We start from the raw sequence: 24,174 nt of genomic DNA, 5'->3' as shown, positions 1-24,174 counted from the left end.
GTCGAAGCAAGTGCGAATCGGTCATGTTGGCCCTTCGCAGTAGGTAGGTGGTGATGGCGCCATCATGACCGCGTCACGTTTGCTCCCGCAGTGCGAAAATAATGCGAAACCGTGCCCTTTCGCCCCGTTCGGTGCTACCTCGCGCCGCGGTACTGGACGGACCATGGGCCGCAAGCGTAAAGAGGCGTGCGGCCAAGCATTATCGCGAGCCTGGGCTTTGGTTAAACGACCGTTGATCAGCTTCGCAGCCGCCATATGAATTTCGCCGCGATTGCTGCGGTGCCGAGGGATAAAGATCTTTGAGCGAAGAGTTTCACCGCATCAAGCGCCTGCCACCGTACGTTTTCGCGGAAGTCAACCGTTTGAAGGCGGCTGCCCGAGCGCGCGGCGCGGATATTATCGACCTCGGCATGGGCAATCCCGATATGCCGACGCCAAAGCATATCGTCGATAAGCTCATCGAGACGATCAACAAGCCGCGGACGCATCGCTATTCGGCCTCGAAGGGCATTCCGGGTCTGCGCAAGGCTCAGGCTGCTTATTACGAGCGTCGCTTCGGCGTGAAGCTCGATCCCGAGACAGAGATCGTCGCGACGCTCGGCTCGAAGGAAGGCTTCGCCAACATCGCACAGGCGATTGCTGCACCGGGCGACATCGTGCTCGTGCCGAACCCGACCTATCCGATCCACTCGTTCGGTTTCATCATCGCGGGCGCCGCTATCCGCCATCTGCCGGCATCGAACGGCGAGGATTTCCTGCGCGCGATGGAGCACGCGGTAAAACACTCGATTCCGAAGCCGCTCGCCGTCGTCATGTCGTATCCGTCGAACCCGACGGCCATGACGGTCAGCCTCGACTTCTACAAGGAAGCCGTGGCGCTGGCGAAGAAGCTCGACATCATCATTCTGTCCGACATCGCCTATGCCGAGCTTTATTACGATGACAACCCGCCGCCGTCCGTGCTGCAGGTTCCCGGCGCGAAGGACATCACCGTTGAATTCACGTCGCTGTCGAAGACCTACAACATGCCCGGCTGGCGCATGGGCTTCGCAGTTGGCAACGAACGGCTGATCGGCGCGCTGGCGCGGGTGAAGTCCTATCTCGACTATGGCGCTTTCACGCCGATCCAGGTCGCCGCCGCAGCAGCACTCAACGGCCCGCAGGATTGCGTCGACGAAATCCGCGCCATGTATAAGAGCCGCCGCGACGTACTCGTTGATAGCTTCGCAAAAGCAGGGTTTCCTGTGCCGCCGCCGCCCGCAACGATGTTCGCCTGGGCGCCTGTACCGGAGCGGTATCGCCACATGGGCTCCGTCGAGTTCGCCAAGATGCTGATCGAGAAGGCGGATGTCGCCGTCTCTCCCGGTGTCGGGTTCGGCGAATACGGCGAAGGCTTCATTCGCATCGCACTGGTCGAAAACGAGCAGCGCATTCGCCAGGCCGCCCGTTCGATCAAGAAGCTTTTCTCCGAGCCGGCAGAAACGCCGGCGGATATTTCCCGCCCACAGCAGTCCGCAATCCGATAATCGACGACATGGAACCTCTCACCCTTGGTATTGCCGGACTAGGCACGGTTGGCGGCGGTTTGCTTGGACTGCTGCAGGCGAACGGTCCGCATTTCGCAAACATCGTCGGTCGCGAGATCCGCGTCACCGGCATTTCGGCCCGCAACCGCAAGAAAGAGCGCGGCATCGCCGTCGACAATGTCGAGTGGTTCGATGATCCGGTCGCGCTTGCGGTGCACCCGTCGAACGCCGTCTTCGTCGAGTTGATCGGCGGCGAGGACGGTATTGCCAAGGCTGCCGTTGAGGCAGCGCTCAATGCCAAGAAGCACGTCGTCACCGCCAACAAGGCGCTGCTCGCAAAGCACGGCGTCGAATTGGCACGCTTGGCCGAGAAGAACGGCGTCGCGCTGAACTTCGAGGCCGCCGTCGCGGGCGGCATTCCCGTCATCAAAACGCTGCGCGAAGCGTTGGGCGCCAACCGCGTCAGGCGCGTTTACGGCATTCTGAACGGCACCTGCAATTACATCCTCTCCAAGATGCAGTCGGAGAACCGCGCCTTCGACGACGTGCTGAAGGAAGCGCAGGAACTGGGCTACGCCGAAGCCGATCCGACATTCGACATTGGTGGCTTCGATGCCGCGCATAAGCTTGCGCTGCTGACGAGCCTCGCCTTCGGCACCCGCGTCGCCTTCGAGCAGATCCACGTCGAAGGCATTCAATCGATCACCCAGGCCGACATCGAAGCCAGCGACAGCCTAGGCTATCGCATCAAGCTGCTGGGCGTCGCGACGGAAACGGAGACCGGTATCGAGGCACGCGTCTCGCCCGCGCTAGTCTATAAGGATTCCGCCATCGCCGAAGTTTCCGGTGTGACGAACGCCGTCGCGATCGATGGCGATTTCTCCGGGAACATTCTGCTCGTCGGACCGGGCGCCGGTGCCAAGCCGACCGCATCGGCCGTCGCGGGCGATATTCTCGATATTGCGCGCGGCCTGATCGTTCCGCCGTTCGTGACGCCCACCGCCAAGCTCAAAGCGCACAAGCGCGCCAAGCTCGACCAGCATTACGGCTCTTATTACGTGCGCCTGGCGCTTTACGATAAGCCCGGCGCCATGGCCGCTGTCGCGAAAAGCATGGGCGACCAGCAGATTTCGCTCGAAAGCATCGTCCAGCACCGGCCGCAGACGCTGCACGCTCCGCGCATCGGCGGTCGCGCGCCGACGAACAAGGACCAGCCGGTTATCATCATCACGCACGAAACCACCGAACAGGCCGTGCGTAAGGCGCTCGAAACCATCGAGAAAGATGGCATCGTCACCGAGCGCCCGCAAATGATACGCATCGAAGAGCTTTGAACGAAACCTTGGGCACCGCGGAAGGACATGGATCATGAGCAGGGCTGAACAAGCAAACGGCACGCACGGGCCGGGTCTCGATCGAATTTTGGTGCTCGAACTGGCGCGCGTGACAGAAGCTGCCGCCATTGCTGCCGCTCATCTGGTCGGACGCGGCAACGAGAAAGCTGCCGATAAGGCTGCGGTTGACGCCATGCGCCGTGAGCTCGGCCGCGTCGAAATCCGCGGCACGGTCGTCATCGGCGAAGGCGAGATGGACGAAGCGCCGATGCTGTACATCGGCGAAAAAGTCGGCACCGGTGAAGGGCCCGAAGTCGATATCGCCGTCGATCCGCTCGAAGGCACGACGATCTGCGCCAAAGCCATGCCGAACGCACTCGCCGTTCTCGCGATCTCGGAGAAGGGCGGGCTGCTGCATGCCCCTGACATGTACATGAACAAGATTGCCGTTGGTCCGGGTTACCCGAACGGCGTCGTCGATCTCGATGCAACGCCCGCTGACAATCTCAACGCCCTTGCCAGGGCGAAAGGCGTGCCGATCCATGAGATCATGGCTTGCATTCTCGACCGTCCACGCCACGCCGACCTGATCCGCGCCGTGCGCGAAGCCGGTGCAGGCGTGCAGCTCATTCCGGACGGCGACATCGCGGGCGTCATCTGGACGACGGACCCCAAGGAAACCGGCATCGACATTTACATGGGGTCGGGCGGCGCGCCGGAAGGTGTCCTCGCGGCGGCAGCTCTCCGCTGCATCGGTGGCCAGATCCAGGGCCGTCTGATGCCGATGAAAGACGAAGAGCGCATTCGCGCCGAGAAGATGGGCATTTCCGACATCAAGCGGAAGTTCTGTCTCGAAGATATGGCTTCCGCTGACGTCGTCTTTTCCGCAACCGGCGTCACTGACGGTTCGTTGCTGAAGGGCGTGCACATTCGCGGCGACTTCGCGGAAACGGAAACCGTCGTCATGCGCTCGAAGACGGGCACCGTTCGCCGCATCAAGTCGCGCGTGCGCAACGTCGGCTCGCGTTTCGTCTGATCTCGCAGGCCATCCGCTCGCTGGACTCCTATCTCCTTGTGGAGACAACGCGAGCGGATGCCGCGTCACGGCCCGAATCGACCTACAACCTGAAGCGATTGAGGCCGATCACACGAAACGGCGGGGAAACGATTGCGCCCAAATCTCGCGGCAGTTGAACAGGACGCCGGCACGGCCGAGCGTTCGTTTCTCGGAGTGACCAAAAGCGCCCGCGGTTTTGCGTGGCGTGAGCGTCTTCCTGAGCATCAGAAGCAAATCGCGACCGCGATCAGCCAGCGCCACGGCTTGCCCGATTTGATCGGACGCGTACTCGCCGCGCGCGGGGTTGGCTTGGACGCGGTACCGACGTTTCTCGATCCGACGCTGAAAGCGCTGATGCCCGATCCGAGCACGCTGCGCGACATGGACAAAGCCGCCGCGCGCCTTGCCGACGCCGTGCAGAGCAAGCAGAACGTGGCGATCTTCGGGGATTACGACGTCGACGGCGCCTGTTCCTCGGCGCTGATGAAACGCTTCCTCGAGTATCACGATACGCCTGCGCGCATCTACATTCCGGACCGATTGTTCGAAGGCTATGGTCCGAACGTCGCCGCTATTGAAGGCCTCGTCAACGAAGGTGCAAAGCTCATCGTCACGGTCGACTGCGGCACGACCAGCTATGAGCCGCTCGCCGCCGCGCGCAAACTCGGCGCCGACGTGGTCGTCATCGACCACCATCAGGCTGATGAGCGTCTGCCGGACGTGACGGCGCTGGTCAATCCGAACCGTCAGGACGACATTTCAGGGCAGGGGATGCTCTGCGCCGCGGGTGTCGTCTTTCTCGTTCTCGTCGCGACAACGCGCGAACTCCGCCGCCGCGGCCATTACAGCGGGGCACGCGAGCCCGATCTGCTGGCGCTTCTCGATATGGTCGCGCTGGCGACCGTCGCCGACGTGGTGCCGCTCGTCGGCCTCAATCGCGCGTATGTGAAAAAGGGCCTCGCGGTCATGCGGGTGCGCGAGAACGTCGGCTTGACCGCGCTTTCCGACGCCGCCGGTCTCTCCGTCGCGCCGACGCCCTACCACTTGGGATTCATCCTCGGACCGCGCATCAACGCCGGCGGACGCATCGGTAATGCCGCACTTGGCGCAACGCTGCTCTCGTCGTCCGATCCAACGGAAGCGCAACGCATCGCCGAAACGCTCCATCGGCTCAACAAGGAACGCAAGGATATCGAGACGGCCGTGCTCGAAGAGGCGATGGCGATCGCCGACCGGCAGGTGGCGGATAACCCCGATCGCGCGATCCTCGTCGTCGGTTCTGATGCCTGGCACAAGGGGGTGGTCGGACTTGTCGCGAGCCGTCTGGTCGAACGCTTTCGCCGTCCGGCCTGCGTCATAGCCTGGGATGCAACTGCGATGGGCACCGGCTCGCTACGCTCGGTTCCCGGCATTGATCTCGGCGCTGCCGTGCGTGCCGCTGTGACCGCAGGCCATCTAGCGAAGGGCGGTGGACACGCCATGGCGGCCGGTCTGACGGTCAGCCGCGACAGCCTTGCGCCGCTCGAAGCCTTTCTGCAAAGCCACCTCGGCGCGGCAGCAAAAGGTATGGGCGACGTCGCGCATCTCGATATCGACGCGTCGCTCGTCGCGTCGGGCGCTACGTCCGATTTGATGGACCTGATCGAACGCGTGAGCCCCTTCGGTCAGGGCAACGCCGAGGCGCGCTTTGCGCTTCCCGCGCACCGCGTGAAATTCGGCAAGATCATCGCCGACGCGCATGTGCGCGTCATTCTCGAAGGCGGCGACGGTTCGCGCGTCGACGGCGTCGCATTCCGCGCCGTAGGCCAGCCGCTGGGCGACCTTCTGCTGTCGGCAAGCGGGATGCCCCTCCATGTCGCAGGCCACCTGCGCAAGGACACCTGGGGCGGCCGCGAACGCATTGAAATGCAGATCGAAGACGCTGCCGATCCTCGCCGCCAGTAGGAATTTGCGCCGCTTTTCGAGGTGGCCCATCCTGTCGCAGGAAATAGGGGCGACGGCGGCTTGCCAAAGACGCCCAAAGCCGCTTATACGGTGCCCCTTGTTGCCGACGGACGCTCCCTTCGTCTATCGGTTAGGACGTCAGATTTTCAATCTGAAAAGACGGGTTCGACTCCCGTAGGGAGCGCCAGTCAGTTTTCTCGCATTGATTTCATTTATATTTTTTGCCGATTTGTCCCACGGCGAAAATGGGAGTTTCAAGCGACCTCTCATCGGGTCGCACACCGTCCGTCTCTACCACTTCATCCTGATGCCGCCGGTCGCGCTGTAGTCGTTGCTGTCGCCGAAGCTTTCGAGGCTCGTGTTCGCCAAGACTTCGCCGTAGACCGAATACTTGTCGTCGGCCCAGCTATAGGTTCCGCCCACGCCCAGACCGCCCCAGAGGCGCTCGCCTTCTGTGCTGATGTCAGTCCCGGAAACGGTCGCACCCGTGCCGTTGAGAAACTCATAATAGAGGTTGGCGATGCCGTAGAGGCTCGAACGCGAGATCGCGCCGGAGGCATCGCGCCATGCCGTTCCATTTTCAAGCGCCAGCCCAAGCCGACCATCGAGGCTGTCGCCGTCATTTGACGAAACGCGCGCGCCGAACGGATCGGTGAAGCTGTCGAAGTTTACATTCGAATAAGTGAGCTGCGCCTGCGGAATCAGAGCCCACGCAGCGCTCATGGGCACGCGCTGGCCCGCTTCCAGGCTGAAGGCGTAGCCGAAAGCGCCGTTGCCATCTTGAAGCGCCCCGACGAGATCGGATCGCAGATCGTTGTTGAACCAGGTCGCCCGCGCTTGACCGTCAACGTAGAAGCCGCTGCGATCGTACCACGTCAACGTTCCGCCGAATCCGTAACCCTCGGCGTGGATGTGGCCGTCGCCGTAGAAGGAGCGCACATCAGCCGACGACGTTCCGTATTGAAAATTCACGCCGCCGACCAACCGCCCAAACGCGTTGTCGACCATTAGGCCGTCGAGACCCGATTGCAGTTTGAACTCATCGGCATCGTAGCTTGAGCCTGTGGTCGAGTGATCGGCGTCGTACTCTGAATGCCGACCTTCGACGCGCGCCCAAATTCCGGATGCCGATTGCGAATCGGAATCCGAATGCGCGGCTCCGTCCCAATAGCGGTTGCCGACGCGCTGCTGCAGCGTCGGAAGGCCGTTCAAGCCAAGAAGAACCTGGGAGTAGACTTCATACATCGGCACCGTCGCGGCGTAGAGCGGGCCCGCAGGCGCCGTCGGTGGCGGATTGATAAGAGCCGAGCGCAGATACCAGTCCCCGTCATTCGGCGTGTTGATGCCGTTCTTTTGCAGCGTGTAGGCATAGGCGCCGCCGATCACGGCTTGCGCGCCGTGAAGGACATAGTCTCCGGCCAGCGCAAAATTTCCGGCCGACGTACCGGCGACGTCCACGACTTCAATGCCGTCGACCGTCTGCGCGCCGCCACCGCCAACGTTAATGACGCGGAGCGATGTTGTGCCAGACGTGTTTCCCTGAACCCGCAATAGATCTGTCGGCGAGGCATCGCCGCCGAGCACGGATTCGATCTGCAGCGTGCCGCCCGTGCCGGTGTAATTGCCGGCAACGGTCAGCGTGCCGATGGAATTGCCCGGCGCGATGATGCCGGCATTGATCGTGTCGCCGACCGTGCCGATGCCTTGCAGCCGGCCGGCCGCCTGCACATTCATGGTGCCGGCGAGAATGCCGTTGACCGCCAGCGTGCCGCCCTGAACGAGCGTCGATCCGCCAAAGGCCGAGTTGTCGCCGCTCAGGATTTCCTTGCCGCCCGCAACCGACAGCACGCCGGTGCCGTTGAATGTGCCGGCGAACGTGTCGCTGGCGTTGGTGATCGTCAGATTCTTGGCGCCCATTGTGACGACGCCGCTGCCGCTCAGGCTCTGAATGTCGGTGCCGGCTGCCGTCAGCGGTGAAATATCGAAGGTGCCGTTGGCGGTCACGCCGCTCGACGCCGCGATCGAGCCGTTGGCGCGCAGCGCCAGCGTGCCCTGATCGATCACCGTCCGGCCAGTATAGGAATTGCTCGTCGTCAGGTTGACGATGCCGGTCCCTGTCTTCGTCAATGCGCCGGCGCCGCTGAGTTCGCGCAAGGCGGACACCGTGAAGCCGACGCTGTCGAGCGTTAGCCCGCCCGCCGCGATGTTGAGCGTGCCGGGGCCGGTGCCGATCCACACGCCGCTGCTTCGTGTCGCGCGGTAGGTGGCGTTGTCGAAGTTGACCTGGGAGCCCGCGCCCACGTTCAGGCTCTGCGATGCAATCGTGGCATTGCTGACATTGAGCGTGCCCACGCCGCCGGCGTTGCCGAGCGATACCCCGCCGCTGGCGGTGACGGTGGCCCCATTCTCGACGTTCAGTATTCCCCGTCCGGTACCGCCGACGCTGAGCGCGAGGCCGGTGGCCGTCCATTGCGATCCCGCACCGGTCACCGTCACCGTGCCTGTGCCGCTGCCGCCGCCGATCCGGAAACTTCCGAGGCTCATGACCGTGCCGCCGTTTTGAATGGTCAGGCTGCCCGACGCGGTATCGCCGACGAAGAGATTTCCGGTTTGCAGCCGCGAGCCCGTTCCGCTCACCGTCGCCGCTGCGTTGGCGCCGTTCACGGTCAAGCTGCTCGTCGTGACGACGGTTCCGCCGTTCTCGATGTTGAGCGACTCGGGGAAGCCGGTGGCGCCGGAGAGGCTGATCGCGCCGTTGGCAGTCCACTGGGAGCCGGCTCCCGTTACGGTCACAGTGGCGCCGTTGCGGATGGCAGCTGTGCCGGTACTTGTCAGCGTGGCACCGTTTTGAACGGTAAGACTGCTCGTAGGATTGGCACTATTAGCATCGATTGTCACGGAACCGGCTGTGCCGGTCGCCCCACCCTGTATGCCGAGGACCACAATGCCAGCTGGGCCGATGCTGACGGCTCCACCGGCAGGCGCCGTACCGGCGCTCCAGTTCGAGCCAACCGTCCAGTCGTTACTGGTGGCGCCGGTCCACGTTTGAGCCTCGGCTGGACCCGCGAACGCCACCACGAGAGCCGCCGAGGCAAGCGTCAGGCGGCAGGTCCGCGCGTTGAAAACACGTCGCCCAAAAACAGGCGCAAACAGCGACGCCACGGAAACCAACGCCATGGAAAAAATTCCTTGCTGAACATATGTAACCGCATGAAATTTGCGGTGATTCGGCCTGCCAGCCTATGAACGCTCCTCCGAAAGTAGGAGAAGGGTGTAGAGCGGTGATTGCTGTTGCGGAAGGGCCACAGAAGAGGCAGCGCTATCGTCAGGTGACTGACCCGCCCCACTGAGTGGTCCGTTGACATGTTGGATGGCCGGACATCCTACTGCTAGCTGCTGCGTGGACGTGGGAGCGGCGTAGACTGCGAGTAAGGCCACGCAGCCAACGTTGGAACAAACACCTGAGGAAAACCGATCCGTATAGGTCCGCACATGCTCGTTGTGGTCGTCAGCGCTGGTGTCTTCTCAATCTGAAAAACGCCCTTCTTGGCTCTTCTTTAGATGGACCGGCGTGGACGCTGACTATGTCTTTCCAGCAAAGGTAGCCGACCAACCGGCCAGTATTTCTGTTAACGACCGGAACGTGAGCGACATTGGCGGAATTCATGCGTTCGGCAACTGCCTCCAGATGCTCGTCTGGATGAGCAATGACCGGTTTTTCTGCCTGCAGAAGGTTGTGAAGCTGAGCAGTCCTCGGGTGGCGCTTCCGCCGCCACTTCATCACGCTTGGCGGATCGAGTACGCCAAGGACACGCCGATCTTCGTCGACCACCGGAAATGTCGGATGGATCGTATCTGGATCTATGAGAAAGCTCGCAGCGTCGCGCAGCGTCATCGACGCTGGAACTGTCTGCACGCTTCTTGTCATGACGTCTTCGACGCGGGTCAAAGCAAACGTCCGCACATGATATTCGCATAAGATATGGTGCCCGCGCCGTGCCAGACGCTCCGTCAAAATAGAACGCCGCATCATCAAAATCGCGACGGTATAGGCGGCCGTGCACGCCGCTAGGACCGGCAAGAAGCAGTCGATTGCGCCAGTGACCTCGACGGCAAAGAACGTTGCGGTCAATGGAATGCGCATCGTTCCGCCCATCGTCGCGGCCATCGCAAGCAATGGCCAGAAACCGGCGCTCGCTATCGGTAGGATGGCCGTCAAAGCCATGCCCATGGCCCCACCGATAATGAGCAGCGGCGCGAGCACACCACCGGATGTGCCCGATCCAAGCGCTATGCCCCATATTGTCATTTTCACAAGCAGCAACGAAAGCGCGCTCATCGTGCTCAGATCGCCTTTGAGCAGGTGATCGATATTGTCGTAGCCGACGCTCAGCGCCCTTGGATCGATAAGTCCCCCTATGCCGACGCAGATGCCGCCGATCATGGGCCACCACATCCAGTGGATAGGCAGCTTAGAGAACAGGTCCTCCGTCGTGTAGACAAGTTTTGTGAGAACGCCTGAGAGAAGGCCGGCAATCGTCCCGACCGCGACCCAAGTTATAAGCCCCATTAGCGATATCTGCACGTCCCCCGAAGATGGAAATAGCGGTGTCGGCATATGCAAATAAGAGCGTTCGACTGCCGAAACGGTCGCCGCCACAGCGACAGGGACGAAGCTGCGCGGCGCCCACTCGAATAAAAGCAGCTCCACCGCCAGCATGACGGCGGCGATAGGCGTTCCAAAGACTGTCGTCATTCCCGCCGCCGCGCCAGCGACGAGAAGCGTTTTTCTCTCTGCATCGCTAACAGGAAGCATTTGCGCGATAATCGAACCGAGTGCGCCCCCGGTCATGATAATCGGGCCTTCGGCGCCGAACGGGCCGCCCGTTCCGATCGAGATCGCCGATGAAATAGGCTTTAGGATTGCGACTTTCGGACTGAGCCGCGATCGCCCGAGAAGGATCGCCTCAAGGGCCTCAGGGATGCCATGGCCGCGGATTTTCTCGCTTCCGTAGCGCGCCATCAGGCCGATGAGCAGGGCTCCTGCGACCGGAATGAATATCGAGCTGAAGCCTAGATGCAACTCGCCAATCGTCCGCGCGGCAAGCGACCACTCGCCGAAATACGCGATGTTCGTGCAAAAGCGAATAAGGGCGAGCAGCCCAACTCCCGCACCCACACTGATGGTCGCGACCACGACAGCGATTGCTGCAATCCACAAGACTCGCGGATTGGCTGTAAAATCACCGCGAGAACGATCGATTTCTATAAGCCTCATGACGCCTTCTCAAACAAAGGTTCGAACTCTTTCCGGCGCGAATAAATATCGTAATACGATATATATGCAACCGAAAGCGCGTGGCTGTTAAGGCGCGAAGCGCGTCACTCATGCGCGGTTGACCATTTTCCCAGGGCCCCTATTCTGCTCACGCGGGGCAATAGATGTTGAGGGGAGGGGCGTAGTTCGTGGACGAAAGTCATAGGAAACGGGGCGCATCTCGCAAACGGCCGGTAAAGGCTAGAAACGCGTCTGTAAAAAAGGCCGACTACGAAGCTCTCGCCGAATTTCGCTACGCACTTCGGAAATTTCTCGCTTTTAGCGAGGAGGCGGCATCCAAGGCGGGGCTCACGCCACAACAACATCAGGCACTGCTTGCGATCAAAGGCGCGCCCGACACGGATTGGTTGAGCATCAGTCAAATCGCGGAACGTCTGCTCGTCCGCCACCATACCGCGGTCGAACTCATCGACCGGCTGGTCGCGCTGGGTCTCGTCGTTCGCATGACCGATCCGGAAGATGGCAGACGAATACAGGTTCATGTGACGAAGGACGGAGAAGAGCGGTTGCGGGCGCTTTCAGCCATCCACATCGAGGAAGTCAAAAATATCCAACCGACGCTTCGCAAGCTTCTCAAGCAGTTTTACGCCAGCGGTGGAGAATGACGAAGCATCGAAAGAAATACCCGGATGCGCGAGAGAGCACACCCGGGCCATCGAACACGCCCACCCTCTAGGACGAGAAGGCGGACGCGGCTTTCTTTTAGCGGTTGCCGTGCCGAAAGCATAGATCGCATTGCGATATTATTGCACCGGAGTGGCCAGTGTGTTTCCGTCCAGGAGATGCTTTATCCTCGAGCGAAACTCGCAAGATCCTCCTTGGGTCCAAAGAATTCAAAATGTTGCTGCTCGTGCGGGACATTCCTCCTGCTCAGCAGACGATGCATGTTCGCAAGAAAAGCTAGCGGACCGCAGTAGTAATAGTCCGCGTCGCGATCCCCGATCATGGTTTCAAGCAGCGGTGCATCTATGAAACCCTTGCTGGCGCCAATCCCATTGCTACCGAGTGGTTGCTGCGGATCGACGTAGCGGAAGTGGGCGCTTAAATTGGCGTGCTGCGCCGTGAGATCCTCGACCGTGGATTTGAAGGCTTGCACATCTTCGTTCTGGCACCCGTGAATAAGGGCAACCTCACGTTTCGGAGAGATGTCCAGCGAGCTTTGCAGCATGCTCATGAGCGGTGTGATTCCGATGCCGCCAGCGATCAGAACCAGCGGACGGTCATCCGTCAGGTCGTGATCGAGGAAAAATTCTCCGCACGGCGGAGCGACGTCCAGAACCGAGCCGTCTGTCAAAGAATTGTGCAATAAATTCGAGACATAACCAGCCGGCGTGGTGCCCGCGACGCCGTCTTCGCGTTTGACGCTAATGCGCAGCCAATCCTGATTGGGTTTCGCAGAGAGACTATACTGGCGCATGGTCGTTAAACCATCGCCGGTTGGGACGCGGATGGTGATGTATTGACCTGGCTTGAAGGACGGCAACGGCCCTTTGTCTTCCGGGGTCAGATAGAAGGATGTGACGACGCTGCTTTCCTGCTGTTTTTTGGATACGATAAAGCGGCGAAAGCCCTCCCAGCCACCGGGAACCGACGCGGCTTGGCGATATATGTGGGCCTCGCGATTAATCAAAATATCGGCCAGAAATCCGTAAGACTCGCCCCACGCGGCGACGATTTCATCGGTCGCAGCGCTTCCAAGAACTTCGCGGATGGACGCCAAAAGGTTTTCGCCGATGATCGGATAATGCTCGGCCTTGATCTGCAGCGATGCATGCTTCTGAGCGATAAGTTCAACTGCTTCCTTGAGTGCTCCGAGATTATCGATGTTGGCTGCATAGGCGCAAATTGCGGACGCCAAGGCTGCCTGCTGCTTGCCCGCCATTTGGTTCGTGCGATTGAAATAGGGGAGCACTTCGGGATTGTGACTGAACATTCGGTTGTAGAAATGTCGGGTCAATGTATTGCCGTGCTCTTGAAGAATAGGCGCAGTGGCCTTGACGATTTCGATGGTCTTCGAACTTAGCATGATGCTTCCCTTTGATGCTTGGCAATAGATCTTGCGCAGTGTCACGGTGAAAACATGTATTTATGATGCATCTTTTAGGTCAAGGGGAGCACGATGTTAAACTGTCTCAGCGTCGCTCTATAATTTGTGCTTCGTCAGAGGACGGTGCTCGTTAGGAACGGCGATTTCTGGAATGAGAGCTAACGTGCCACGCATTTGTCCATGCCCGGCCCTGCCTCGGATCCTTCCGCCTCAATAGTATCGGCGCCACAATCGAGCGCTTGGAGCGCGTCTTTGCGTGTCAAAAGGTGCGGGATCGCCGACCGATAAGAATATCGCTTTGGGGTCATGGGCCAGAGCTACGTCCAGGGATAGCCGGCTGTCTGCGCAAGGACCACGTTATGAGCCGCAGCCCAAGGCCGATCTCTTACGACATCGAATTCGCGCTCGCGCCAATCGGCATCGCCATGCCCGCCTCCAATCAGTCCAAGAGCACCTGCTTCAGATATCGCTGCCGCAAGCCGCCCTTCAGTGGCGAATGCCATCGGTGCCCAATGATCGGGTGAGGCAACCTAAGCCGTTCGGCCAATCGGTCTGAGCATTATCCAGCTCCGTTTCGTGAGCTCAATTCGGCGCGCTATCAAAAATCGCACGCAAGGCCTTACGGTTGCTCACGAGGTCCGCCAGCGTCCAAGAATCCAGCTCGGTGAAATAGGCTGTCAAAGCGCGTCGCAGTACGTGTTTCAGCCGACAGGCGCCGGTGATGCGACAGGCATTTTCGGAGCCGAAGCATTCGACGATCTCGAAGTCCTCTTCGGTTAGGCGTAACACTTCGCCTATGCCTATTTCAGCAGCTGGTTTGCCGAGGCGAAGACCTCCGCCACGACCGCGAATGGCTTCTACAAACCCCAACTGACTAAGCCGATTCACTACCTTCATCAGATGATTTTCAGAAATGCCGTAAGACTGAGAGATTTCAGAAATCGTAGACAGGCGCTCGGTCTGTGCACCCAAATACATAAGCACTCGGAGCGCATAGTCCGACATTAGAGTCAATCGCATGGAAGTCTCCGAGGCTGAAGCTTGAACTTGCCTCATTGCCATAAGATGTATTCGGTATTCATCTTACAATGGCAATGAGGGAGATGAAACCAGCTATTTTCTGCTTATCGCAATACCGTTGTGGTTTTCGATTGGCAGAAGAACCGGAAAACCAAATTTAAAGCTACTATCTTCTGGACCGGGCCGTTTTGGCGGGACATGCGCAGTGGCGTTCCCTTAGTCTAGTAGGCAGCATCGTTTTCTACGCAGCCCAGCGGGTTAAGGCGTCGTTGGGAATCACATACGGACGGAGCTACCTGGTCGAGCGGGGGCTCTGCGGAAGTTAGCCTTCACGCCAGAGACATTCCTCCTGTCGTACCCGCTACCCGACTTCTATTTCCATGTTGTGACCGCGTGCAACATCCTACGCGCGCGGGGGGGGGGGCGCGGAAAATACCATACCAGGCAGCGACACATGCACTCTCATGCTATCGAACAAACTGTCTGCCGATGGCAGGCGTTTTCGGCCCCCACCGCGTCTGGTCGGCGCGATGCCTTCTACCGAAGTACGGGCCATGATCGGGGCCAGCGACTATCACCGACTTCCGCTTCAGGGATTTTGCCGCTGTGCCGCGAGCCAGAGAAAGCGGACATCTGTTGTCGCATCGCCTCAAGCCGTTCACTGAGACGCGTACATGTCCGCTGCTCGTCCTCAGGCGGACGAATTTCGTTTCTTCGGCTTAGGGGCAGGGGACGACGCAGCGCCAATTCTCAATCCATTCTCGGTTACGGCTCTATCTAGCCGCCGTCGTTGGATCGTCGATCCTCCTACAAAAGTGTTTGAGTGCCGGCGCGAATGGCGTGGAACGTCTTGAGCGCCACCGCCGAAAGCTCTCCCGTATCTAGCCCCGATACATTTCCGGCCGATACCACGACGGTCGCCAAAAGTTCACGAGATCGCTCATAGTCCGAATGGGCGACCGATGGCGCCAACGCCTCCCAGGCAGCGTCGAAGGCGTTTTGCAACCTCTGGAGATCATCTGGATTGAATGCTCCAGTTTGTAGAATTCGGCGCGCGCGCATGAAGCAATCCCTCAATGTGAACCGCGCAGAAAAGATATTTAGTTGAAATGATTGTCAATTTGCCAGAGGCAGAAATGTACGATAGCGTACCAAGGTGCTCGATTACACGCAGCGTAAGATTGAATGTCTCTGCGAACGTCTACTCGACCTGTAAGAGGTTTCGTTCCTGGAGCATGTAATGGGTTTTTGAACCTGTATACGTGACCAGCTGCTGCCAGTCCGTTTCTCCCCTACGCGCCATGTGGAGAACGCCACTTGCAATGCTTTCGCAAATCTGACGATTTGGAAGGCAATCTCCGTACAAATCTTTTATGATTTTATCATATACCTCTTGGAGGGCAGCGAGTTCTCGATCATTGTAGGCTTCGGCCATCTGCAACTCCTTACGCGCTCATACCCGGTCACCCGGTGGCAGCAATATCTTTATCAAAAGAATTTATGCGCCATCGGCGTGAAGTCCGTACGGAGCCGCACATGCATGGAACAATTATTTGAAGCCACGTGTGCTAAGGCGAATAATGAAACAGCCGTTCGAATTCCGCTTCTGGCACACCGTATAGTCCAGCAGCACTCTCCTCCAGGCCTTCTCTATCTCTGATCGTGACTGAGCCCCGCGCCGTTTCGATGAGGCCTCGCGCGGTTAGATGTTGCAGGGCAGTCGTTACGCCGGCTCTACGGACCCCCAACATGAGAGCCAAGAATTCGTGAGTGAGAACCATTTCGTCGCCATCACTCCGATCGCACGCCATGAGAAGCCACCGTGCTAACCGTTCTTCCAACTGACCGTGCGCGTTCGCTAGTGCTGTGTGGGCAACCTGTACCATGAAAAGATAAGCCGATTTCAAGAACAGGTTTTGAATTGTTGGACTCTTCGTCGCGATGAGGTGAACGTCTTCAGTTGCCATGCGCCAGCCGCTTCCCTCGACTTGCATAAAAATATCGAAAGGAGCCCGGTGAGAACCGAGGACAGTCGCGGTGCCGGTCATGCCCTCGCGGCCGATAAGACCGACCTCCGACTGCAATCTGGCACCCTTCGCAATCGCCACCACCGAGGCGATGCCGGAATCAGGAAAGTAGACATATTCGACGGTTCGATTCTCCGCCTGAAGACGATATCGGAAGGGAAGAGCAATACGCTCCAGCAAAGGTTCGATCAGAGCTCTGTCATCGGCCGACAGCGTACTGAGCAGGCGATTCCGCCGCTCGCCGCGCGTTACTGACATCGGGAAGCTTTCAGCGTCGCTACCGCAAACTGCGCCACAGATATGGCACCACCGGTCAACCCAAGGGCTACAATAAAATGCCTTGACCGGCTTGCGAGGGGTCGATAGCTCCAAGCGAAAAGTGCCATCGATATTGCAGCATTATGGTACTACCCGCTGACGCACGATTAGTGCCCCAAACAATTCAGATATGAACGTAAACGATCGAAGCGCGGGTGAGTTTGGAAGGCCGTATGGTTCGCCACGGCCATGAAAAATAGAACACTTTGGATCACGAGATGCAGTAGGCCGACGCAAGTTGCTCGCGAAGTTGTGATAGAATATCTGAAAAAGGCGACGCGCCGCGGCCGATTTGAGCAGCCGCGTGAACCTACCGCACGTTCTTAGTTGTGGTGGGAATTTTCGCAGCCCATTTCGCCGTGATTTTGGTCCGAATGTATCTGCTGCTCGTTCGCTAGAAACGGTTCGCAAAACTGATATGACTGAATGAAACGCGATACGCCCCTTAAAAAATTGACTTGGACGAATACGGCATTTGGCCACTCGTTTGATTGAAACGGCAAACTCCAACGAGTCGCTTGGTGATGACAAATCGCCTTTAAGCTTACGGTATGCCGAATGCCCCTCTCTCACTTGGACAGATATTGTGCTTCGCTTGATGCTGACCATGGCGGCAGCCGATCTCATCGGCCTTGATCGCGAAGCAAGTGGGCACAATGCGGGATTGAGAATTACGCTCTTCGTGGGCCTCGCCGCAGCGATTGCAATGGTTCAAGCAAACCTGTTGCAAAACGTACATCTCGATGAACTTTAGGTCTGCACACGTCAAGCATCTAGATCGACCTTCGCTTCGCGGTCCCAAACCCGCAGATTTCCGCAAGCTTTCACGAAATTTGCGATCGCATTCGTCGAGCTTAGCTCGATGCAACCGTCGTCAAGATCGTTGTCGGTAACGCCGCATTTTTCGAGTAGGCGTTTTGCTTCGGCGTTAAAGGCGATAAACTTACAGTGTGCGTAGGCGTCGCGAACGAAATCCTGGCTAGGCGCATCGTTCAGCAACAGATTGATACCTTCTTCGCTCGCGAGAATGGCGACGGCGTCGAATAGAACTGAAGGACCGCCATCGATCTTCTGCTTGGCGGCGACTTCCGTCCCGTCGGACAGCGCGATGCCGGAGATCTTCGGCGCGACGAGTTCGCAAACGCCACCGGATTTTTCGACGGCGCTTACGAGGGCCTTGAATGTTTTGACGTCAGCGCCGGATGTCGCGAAGATGCCGAGCTTTCGCCCTTCGAACGTTCCTAGATTGCGGCCAACAATGCTGAGGGCATTCGACGTTCCCACATCGATGGGCTTTTTTGCCGGTGCGGCAGGCTTCGGAAGCCTGATGCCGAGTCCATTTCCAACAGTCTTTCCGAGAGATTCATCAAGGGTGAGGAGATGCGCGACCATCCGCTCTCGAATGTGGGGATGCTCGACCTTGCTCAATTCGAACACGAGCGCATCGGCGATGTGTTTCTGTTCGGGAGGCGTTTGACTGCGATAGAACATGCGTGCCTGGCTGTAATGATCGGCGAAGCTTTCGGGTCGGATCCGCTGTTTCGTTCCGTCGATGGGCTCAGCAAAGCTGCGGAACCCAAGGGACGGCGTTTCCCTCGGACCGCCTTCGTCACCCCAACTGTTGGGTTCATAATTGGCGCGCCCCTTCGGATTATGCATCGCCATGTGTCCATCCTGTTGGAAGTGTGCGAACGGGCAGCGTGGGGCATTCACCGGAATATGCGTAAAGTTAGGACTTCCCAACCGTTTCAACTGCGTATCGAGATATGAAAAATTTCGTCCCTGGAGCAAAGGATCATTGCTGAAGTCTACTCCCGGCGGAATGTTCTGGGTGCAGAATGCGACCTGTTCAGTCTCGGCGAAGAAGTTATCGACCACCCGATCCAGCACCAGCCGACCCACGATTTGCACCGGCAGGATCTCTTCCGGGATCAGCTTTGTCGCGTCGAGCACGTCGAAATCGAATTTGTCCGCGAATTTCTGGTCAAAGAGCTGAACACCGAATTCCCATTCCGGAAAATTTCCCATCGTAATTGCGTCCCAGAGATCGCGGCGATGAAAGTCGGGATCAGCTCCGTTGATTTTGACAGCCTCGTTCCACATCACCGATTGCAATCCCAACTTGGGCTTCCAATGAAATTTGACGAACGTTGGCTTTCCCTTCTCATTGAGAAAGCGGAACGTATGAACGCCAAAGCCCTCCATGAATCGGAATGAACGTGGAATTGCCCGATCCGACATGACCCACATGATCATGTGCATGCTCTCGGGCGTCAGTGAGATGAAATCCCAGAACGTATCGTGCGCCGATTGCGCTTGCGGAAAGCCTCGATCGGGTTCGGGCTTAACTGCGTGGATCACGTCGGGGAACTTGATGGCGTCTTGAATGAAGAAGACGGGAATATTATTGCCGACAATGTCCCAGTTGCCTTGCTTTGTATAGAGCTTGACGGCAAAGCCGCGCACATCGCGAGCGAGATCGAACGACCCTTTGCTACCGGCAACTGTCGAAAAGCGGACGAAGGCTTCGGTTTTTTCGCCGACGCGCTGGAAGATATCCGCCCGAGTCACATCGGAAAGAGATTTCGTGAGTTCGAAATAGCCGTGTGCGCCGTATCCGCGAGCGTGGACGACACGCTCGGGAATCCGCTCGTGATCGAAATGGAAAATCTTCTCACGAAAATGAAAATCTTCAAGGAGCGTCTCGCCGCGGTCGCCCGTCTTTAGCGAGTTTTGGTCATCCGCGACAGGAATGCCTTGCTGCGTCGTCAGAAATACGTCGGCGTCAGCAGTTTGTTGGTGCACTTCGCCGCCGTTCCCCCTTTCTGTCTCAAGCGAACTCGTGGGATTGGATGGCGTAAGGAGATTGAAAGGTGCTTTCGGAGAATGGGGTTTTGACGACTTCTTACTCGAGGTAGCCATACGCGCCTCCAAAAAGCGGAGAAGGCCGAATTCTCCGTCATGCCGTGAATGCAATTGCCCAACAAGCCCACGAAGATTCCGTTCCGAGTATCCCGCGAAACTATGCGCGGCTATTCGGGCTAATTTGATCGAACCTGCACTGTTGAGGCCTCTTGTCCGGCCGCCAGCGGAGAAATTTCGTGCCATGACGAAACCTATTCCCCGTGACATGGTCGTAGCGCACTTCGGCAACGAGCAAAGGCCGGACCGGCTGCCATTTAGCGGATCGTTGCGTTGCCCAGCGACTCGGGCGGCCCGGCGCGTCGCCGGTAAAACTTTCCGGCGCGCACAGTTTCAGCAGTTGCTTTGTAAGCTCGGGCCGATCAGCTATAGGGACGGATGACGTGAAACCCACATGATGCAACAGGCCTTCATCGTCGTAGAGACCTAATAGGAGTGATCCTAGGGTTTTGCCCCCTTGCGCGTATCGAAACCCGCCCACCACACAATCGGCGGTGCGCATGCGTTTTATCTTAAGCATGGCTCGCTCGCCGAAACGGTAATCAATATCTAGACGTTTGGCGACAATCCCATCCGTGTCGGTGCGGCCGCTCTGCAGCCATGCTCTCGCGGTTGCAATCCTATGCGTGGCTTCGGTCAGAGAAACCAACGGAGAGTGTAAATTGTCCGCGAATTTCTCGAGTGCTTCGCGCCTCTCGCTGAACGGCTGCTCGGTGATCCATTTTCCGGCAGCGAAAAGTATGTCGAACGCGACGAGGCGTGCTGGTGTCTTTTGGGACAATTGCAAAATGCGGCTTTGAGCAGGATGGAGCCGCATTTGCAAAGCGTCGAACGACAAGCGGCCGTCGATCTCGATTATGAGTTCGCCATCGATGACGAACGTCTGTGGTTTATGCGCGCGGGAGAGAGCTTCGACTATTTCGGGAAAGTATCGCCGCAATGACTTTCCCGATTTCCCGATAAGCTCGACTTCTTCCGCCCGCTTGTACGCAAGACATCTAAATCCGTCCCATTTGGGTTCGTACTGCCACTCGCTTCCTTTGGGAATATCTTCAACAAGACGAGCTTCCATGGGAGCAAGCAGAGGTGGCCAATTCTTGCTGCGACTGGCCGACCCTGTCTTCCCGTGTGAGGGCTTCCCTTGAACTCGTACCACGCCGCAATTCCTACTTCGGTCTGGGATCCTGCAGTCGTGCGCCAGGCTCCATTTCGCCGGAGCGATAGCGCTTCACGGCGTCCAAGAGCGTATAGGTGGCATTGCGAGTTTCTTCGAAGATCGCCGTGTCGCCATCCAAGTCTTCGTGGCTCGTCGCATAGGGTCGATAGTATCCGATGTATCGGTCAATCGCGGCGAGTGTCCCGGCAGGCCGGAGCTGCATATCGCTCAACCAATCATGTAAGGATCTGCGAACAACGTCCGCGCCCTCTGAATCTCCGTGGACGATGATTGAAAATGCGCGTCCAGCGAGATGCTTTGGGTAAGACCAACCGCCTAGTTCGATGTGCTTCGCTTCTTCGGCATTCTTCCCGTGTGTTAAGGTGGGATCGGTATTTCCTCCGTCGGCGCAGACCAATCGATCAATCATCGACTTTAGCGTCGTTGGTGCTTGATACCAGTGACATGGAGTGACGATCATTATGCCGTGTGCGGCGACCCATAGCGGATAGATCTCATTCATCCAATCGTTGATCTGGCCAAGCCCATGGTTCGGGTAACAGGAACATGGCCAATGACAGAGGGCCGGCGATGTTGAGAAACAGGCTTTGCAGGGATAGATCTGGCGACCATACTCCGACGTCAGCCGACTGAGATCCAGGACATCGGCGACGAAGTCTTTATTATTCTCAACAGCGACTTTCGCGGTCTCAACTAAGCGAAACGTTTTCGACATTTCACCCGGACATGTGTGCTCACTCCGCGGCGAGCCGTTTATCAAAAGTATGCGAGAGGGAAGGCGTCTGTCCTCGTGTCGCTTTTGCGCTTCGGCAATTGAGCCTCGTGTGTTGAGCCACTCGGTCGCGACGTCGTAATCGGGATCTGAAAAATCGCTTCCGGCTTTCTGAGTCCGAGGGGCCTTCCTCTTTTTGCTATAAGCCTCCCAGGCAATATGAGTTATCGCAGCGATCTCGGCGTCCAGCCCGCCAAACAAAGGGTCGTTAAAAGCTTGGCGAAATCTCTCATCGAAGGATTGCCTATCAACAGTCACGTCAGGCATTCCCTTGCGGGGGCTAACGGATGCCATGTGAATATGCCTTTATCGCACGCGGAGAGCAGATGTCGGATGCGGCGTTATAAAGGAACGCTGTAAGCCGAGGCAACGTTCCAGGCATTTTGTATAGGCCGCCGCTGATCATGCAACGCTTCGCAGAGAAAAGCCGAAGTCTGTCCGAATAGCTAGGCACATAGATCGGCCATAGCTCGCCGAACTACGTCACCGCTGGCAGCCGCTCCAAATGCTTTTCAAGAGTGATCGGATAATCGCGAACGCGCACACCAGTGGCATTGTAGACGGCATTGGCGACCGCGGCGCCGACGCCACAAAGACCAAGTTCGCCGATGCCCTTGGCCTTCATTGGATTTGCCTTGTCATCGATCTCATCGAGAAACACGACGTCCTGGTGAGGTATGTCCAAATGAACAGGTACTTCATAGCTGGCAAGGTCGTGATTGACGAAGAAGCCATACTTCTTGTCGATTGCGAGCTCTTCCATCAACGCACCGCCGACGCCCATGGTCATCGCGCCGATGACTTGGCTACGCGCCGACTTAGGATTTAAAATACGGCCGGAAGAGCAGACCGCGAGCATCCGATTAACCCGCACGACGCCGGTGAACGCATCCACACGCACCTCGACGAAGTGCGCGCCGAATGTGGACAACTGATAAGTCTTTGCCAGATCACCGAATTCGATTTTATCCTCACCTACAAGTTCACCCGACGCCGCGGCATCCCTGAGGCTTGATGAGCGATTGCCGCTTCTCACGTTCCCGTTCGCGAATTCGGTGTCGGCGGAGTTGAAGCCCAGACGTTGCGCAATCGCTTCTCTTAGTTTTATGCACGCCGCGTAAACGCCGGATGTGGCGTTCGCCGCCCCGAACTGGCCGCCAGATCCAGCTGAGACAGGAAAGGCTGAGTCGCCAAGCTTCACGACGACATCATCCAAGTTGACGCCCATCATCTCTGCGGCGGTCTGCCCGATGATCGTATAGCTGCCAGTGCCGATATCAGTCATATCGGTTTCAACGATGATCTCACCATTTGAACTTAGCCGCACGCGGGCTGCGGAAGGCATATTCAGATGGTTCCGAAATGCGGCGGCCATGCCGATCCCAATTAGCCATCTCCCCTCCCGTACTTGAGCGGGCGAAGAATTTCGCTTCGACCAACCAAACCGCTCGGCGCCTTCGCGCATACATCGCACCAATTGCCGATCAGAAAATCGGCGCTCGGGCCTTTCCGGATCGACTTGGGTATCGTTCTTTTCTCGAAAAGTTATGGGATCCATCCCAAGTTTTTCTGCCATTTCGTCGATGGCGATTTCCAACGCCATTAGACCTGGAGCTTCGCCCGGCGCGCGCATCGCGTTGCCCTCCGGGAGGTCGAGCACGGCAAGCCGCATCGACGTCAATCGGTTCGCGCCGGCATAAAGAAGTTTAGTTTGGTTGACAGCCGTCTCTGGATGCCCGTCCGGTTGATCGCCCGAGCCGCTCTCATGCGCGATCGCCAAGATAGCGCCGCTATGATCCGCGCCGATTCGGATATGCTGAATCGTCGCTGGTCGATGGGTGGAATTATTTGGCATTAATGGGCGGGGCATAGCCACTTTGACAGGTCGCTTCGCAGCCAAAGCGCCAAGCGCAGCCATCAGCGCGTCTGAACGGAGAAACAGTTTCCCGCCGAATCCCCCGCCGACATACGGCGAGATCAAACGGACCTTATTTTTGGGTATGTTGAGGGTCGTCGCGAGATCCGTGCGGCCCCAGTCGATCATCTGATTAGATGTCCAAACTGTAAGTTCGTCGCCGCTCCACGCAGCAATGGATGCGAAGGGCTCCATCATCATGTGGCTTTGATCTGGCGTGACATAAGTCTCGTCGAGCTTGACGGGTGCATCCGCAAATGCCTGCTCGAAATGACCGACGCGCTCTTCCCTCGCGGGCGAACCGCTATTCGGATCGCCGGCGAAAGGTGCATTCTTCCAGCGCTCCGCGAGATTGAACCGGCCGTGAGAACGATCGTAATCGACGCGAATAAGCGATGCGGCTGCTCTGGCCTGTTCGAATGTTTCAGCCACCACGATAGCAATCGCTTGATGGTAATGATCGATCTCGGGCCCTCCAAGCAGTTTCGCAGTATTGTGTTTTCCTTTTCCGAGGTTGCTCGCGTCTTGCGCGGTGACGATTGCGACCACTCCAGGAGATGCCTTCGCCTGCGCGAGGTCCATTGAGTGAATACGCCCCTTGGCGATCGCGGATCCAAGGATAAAGCCGTAAGCCAGACCTGAAAGCTCATGGTGCTCGTAGGCGTACGGGGCCCTACCGGTCGTCTTCAGCGGCCCTTCGATGCGTTCGCGAGCGCGGCCTACGACCAACATTTTATCGATCGGATTCGCGCCGGCGGGCGTGTCGAATTTCATTGG

18 protein-coding genes and 1 tRNA gene are annotated in these 24,174 nt (G+C 58.2%); 8 read left to right on the top strand and 11 right to left on the bottom strand.

Annotated elements, in window-relative coordinates; all coding sequences use genetic code 11:
* Positions 1–299 precede the first annotated feature (299 nt).
* From RLW41_RS22880 to RLW41_RS22860, 5 genes are all read left to right on the top strand, one after another.
* Complete coding sequence (locus tag RLW41_RS22880) at positions 300–1,526, top strand: LL-diaminopimelate aminotransferase (RefSeq protein ID WP_024276046.1); 1,227 nt, start codon at positions 300–302, stop codon at positions 1,524–1,526.
* An 8-nt stretch (positions 1,527–1,534) separates the two neighbouring features.
* Positions 1,535–2,860 (top strand): homoserine dehydrogenase, encoded by a 1,326-nt coding sequence (locus RLW41_RS22875; RefSeq protein ID WP_414463012.1) that lies wholly within the window; start codon positions 1,535–1,537, stop codon positions 2,858–2,860.
* A gap of 34 nt (positions 2,861–2,894) precedes the next feature.
* Positions 2,895–3,896: a class II fructose-bisphosphatase gene (glpX, locus tag RLW41_RS22870; RefSeq protein WP_414463011.1), complete on the top strand. Its 1,002-nt coding sequence runs from the start codon at positions 2,895–2,897 to the stop codon at positions 3,894–3,896.
* A gap of 132 nt (positions 3,897–4,028) precedes the next feature.
* On the top strand, positions 4,029–5,861 hold the full coding sequence (recJ, locus tag RLW41_RS22865) for a single-stranded-DNA-specific exonuclease RecJ (RefSeq protein ID WP_414463010.1): 1,833 nt from the start codon (positions 4,029–4,031) through the stop codon (positions 5,859–5,861).
* 112 nt (positions 5,862–5,973) lie between these two features.
* Positions 5,974–6,048 (top strand) — tRNA-Glu (locus RLW41_RS22860).
* A 104-nt stretch (positions 6,049–6,152) separates the two neighbouring features.
* Here RLW41_RS22860 and RLW41_RS22855 read toward each other — a convergent pair.
* Together RLW41_RS22855 and RLW41_RS22850 are read right to left on the bottom strand one after the other, a co-directional pair.
* Positions 6,153–9,038, bottom strand: coding sequence for an autotransporter outer membrane beta-barrel domain-containing protein (locus RLW41_RS22855; protein WP_414463009.1), 2,886 nt, complete (start codon positions 9,036–9,038; stop codon positions 6,153–6,155).
* A 331-nt stretch (positions 9,039–9,369) separates the two neighbouring features.
* The gene (locus tag RLW41_RS22850) at positions 9,370–11,139 is read right to left on the bottom strand and encodes a chloride channel protein (RefSeq protein WP_414463008.1); all 1,770 of its coding nucleotides are present in this window, start codon (positions 11,137–11,139) and stop codon (positions 9,370–9,372) included.
* Between the two features lie 188 nt (positions 11,140–11,327).
* Between RLW41_RS22850 and RLW41_RS22845 the strand changes: the two genes are divergently transcribed.
* Positions 11,328–11,804 (top strand): MarR family winged helix-turn-helix transcriptional regulator, encoded by a 477-nt coding sequence (locus RLW41_RS22845; protein ID WP_414463007.1) that lies wholly within the window; start codon positions 11,328–11,330, stop codon positions 11,802–11,804.
* Between the two features lie 182 nt (positions 11,805–11,986).
* On the opposite strand, the gene hmpA is transcribed toward RLW41_RS22845, so the two are convergent.
* Together hmpA and RLW41_RS22835 are read right to left on the bottom strand one after the other, a co-directional pair.
* The gene (hmpA, locus tag RLW41_RS22840) at positions 11,987–13,225 is read right to left on the bottom strand and encodes an NO-inducible flavohemoprotein (protein WP_414463006.1); all 1,239 of its coding nucleotides are present in this window, start codon (positions 13,223–13,225) and stop codon (positions 11,987–11,989) included.
* Positions 13,226–13,828: 603 nt separating this feature from the next.
* Positions 13,829–14,266 (bottom strand): Rrf2 family transcriptional regulator, encoded by a 438-nt coding sequence (locus tag RLW41_RS22835; RefSeq protein WP_409560310.1) that lies wholly within the window; start codon positions 14,264–14,266, stop codon positions 13,829–13,831.
* A gap of 280 nt (positions 14,267–14,546) precedes the next feature.
* Here RLW41_RS22835 and RLW41_RS22830 point away from each other — a divergent pair, with 280 nt between their 5' ends.
* On the top strand, positions 14,547–15,047 hold the full coding sequence (locus tag RLW41_RS22830) for a DUF1993 family protein (protein WP_414464632.1): 501 nt from the start codon (positions 14,547–14,549) through the stop codon (positions 15,045–15,047).
* A gap of 26 nt (positions 15,048–15,073) precedes the next feature.
* Here the strand turns inward: RLW41_RS22830 and RLW41_RS22825 are convergent, their stop codons facing one another.
* The 3 genes from RLW41_RS22825 to RLW41_RS22815 all read right to left on the bottom strand — a co-directional run bounded on the left by RLW41_RS22825 (position 15,074) and on the right by RLW41_RS22815 (position 16,551).
* Positions 15,074–15,328, bottom strand: a complete 255-nt coding sequence (locus RLW41_RS22825) for a hypothetical protein (protein ID WP_409560309.1) — start codon at positions 15,326–15,328, stop codon at positions 15,074–15,076.
* Positions 15,329–15,467: 139 nt separating this feature from the next.
* Complete coding sequence (locus tag RLW41_RS22820) at positions 15,468–15,701, bottom strand: hypothetical protein (protein WP_414463005.1); 234 nt, start codon at positions 15,699–15,701, stop codon at positions 15,468–15,470.
* Between the two features lie 133 nt (positions 15,702–15,834).
* Positions 15,835–16,551 carry a Crp/Fnr family transcriptional regulator gene (locus tag RLW41_RS22815; RefSeq protein ID WP_409560308.1) on the bottom strand — a complete coding sequence of 239 codons (717 nt, stop codon included), beginning with the start codon at positions 16,549–16,551 and terminating at the stop codon, positions 15,835–15,837.
* A 535-nt stretch (positions 16,552–17,086) separates the two neighbouring features.
* On the opposite strand from RLW41_RS22815, the gene RLW41_RS22810 reads away from it, so the two are divergent.
* A complete protein-coding gene (locus tag RLW41_RS22810) occupies positions 17,087–17,365 on the top strand; it encodes a hypothetical protein (protein WP_414463004.1) in 279 nt (92 codons plus the stop codon).
* Positions 17,366–17,376: 11 nt separating this feature from the next.
* On the opposite strand, the gene RLW41_RS22805 is transcribed toward RLW41_RS22810, so the two are convergent.
* The 4 genes from RLW41_RS22805 to paoC form a co-directional block, all read right to left on the bottom strand.
* Positions 17,377–19,533: a catalase gene (locus tag RLW41_RS22805; protein WP_414463003.1), complete on the bottom strand. Its 2,157-nt coding sequence runs from the start codon at positions 19,531–19,533 to the stop codon at positions 17,377–17,379.
* A gap of 100 nt (positions 19,534–19,633) precedes the next feature.
* On the bottom strand, positions 19,634–20,617 hold the full coding sequence (locus tag RLW41_RS22800) for an ATP-dependent DNA ligase (RefSeq protein WP_414464631.1): 984 nt from the start codon (positions 20,615–20,617) through the stop codon (positions 19,634–19,636).
* Positions 20,618–20,699: 82 nt separating this feature from the next.
* Positions 20,700–21,776, bottom strand: coding sequence for a flavodoxin family protein (locus RLW41_RS22795; RefSeq protein ID WP_414463002.1), 1,077 nt, complete (start codon positions 21,774–21,776; stop codon positions 20,700–20,702).
* A gap of 184 nt (positions 21,777–21,960) precedes the next feature.
* Complete coding sequence (gene paoC, locus RLW41_RS22790) at positions 21,961–24,171, bottom strand: aldehyde oxidoreductase molybdenum-binding subunit PaoC (protein ID WP_414463001.1); 2,211 nt, start codon at positions 24,169–24,171, stop codon at positions 21,961–21,963.
* Positions 24,172–24,174: the final 3 nt, after the last annotated feature.

The organism is Hyphomicrobium sp. DY-1 (assembly GCF_047497105.1).
Lineage (GTDB): Bacteria > Pseudomonadota > Alphaproteobacteria > Rhizobiales > Hyphomicrobiaceae > Hyphomicrobium_B.
The sequence above is the reverse complement of the archived record's forward strand: the minus strand, read 5'-3'. Positions and strand labels throughout refer to the sequence as shown.